Here is an 859-nt window from a genome sequence, read left to right on the forward strand (position 1 = left end):
CCGACCGTCGCAGTGCCCCCGTGGTGCGTGCAGCAACCGGGAGCGACACCGTGACATCGCGGTCACCGGTCATTTGCGCAAGGAATCCCGCAATTGCCGCGACCAGCACCTCGGCCACGCCGGTGCCATACCGGATGGCCGCAAAATCGAGCCGCGTCATTGCCGCTGGGTCGATGGTCGCGCGCGAGAGATGTGGCCGCGCGGACGGCGCAGCGTACCGATCGGTCAGCCTCGTCACCCGATCGAGGCCGACGAGGTGCGAACCCCAGTACTCGCAATCGGCGACGAACCGCGACGAGGATCGATACTGGTGCTCGGCCGCCACGATCTCGGTCAGAGCCATCGCTCGACTAGGCGGAGCAGTTCGCTCTTCTATTGCGGCGGAATACAACTCGGCTGTTCGCTGCAGAATATTCGCCGCGCCGAAGCCGTCGAGCACGAGGTGGTGGCTGCGCGCATACCAACGGTGTCGGTCGGGCCCGAGAGTGAACAGCACCGTCCTGGTGACGTCGGAGCCCGACAGGTCGATACCGACGTGCCGGTCGAGGTCCATCCACTCCCACGCAGCCCGATCGGGGTCGCCCTGACTGCTCACGTCGAGGTGGAGGAATCCGGTGTCCAGGTCGTGATCGAGGTATTGGCGCGGTTGGCCACCGCCGACGGCGAATCGCACGTACGGCGACTGCAATTCGCGACCCGCCCGTCGCAGGCAGTGCTGCAGCAGTCCTGTGTCGAGCGGGCCATGCAGGTCGATGTATTGGGAGACCGAGAACGGAACTATCGGGTGAAGCTGCTGGGCCAGCCACAGTTCGGACTGCGCGACCGACAATTCGAACGTGCCTGTATCCGTTGCCGCGCT

At 65.5% G+C, this 859-nt stretch carries 1 protein-coding gene; it reads right to left on the reverse strand.

All coding sequences use genetic code 11. The features are described 5' to 3' along the window. The coding region (locus A8G08_RS11225) for a condensation domain-containing protein (protein WP_342669646.1) at positions 1 to 859 on the reverse strand (859 nt) is incomplete at both ends.

Source organism: Aldersonia kunmingensis (genome assembly GCF_001646865.1).
Taxonomy (GTDB): Bacteria; Actinomycetota; Actinomycetes; order Mycobacteriales; family Mycobacteriaceae; genus Aldersonia; species Aldersonia kunmingensis.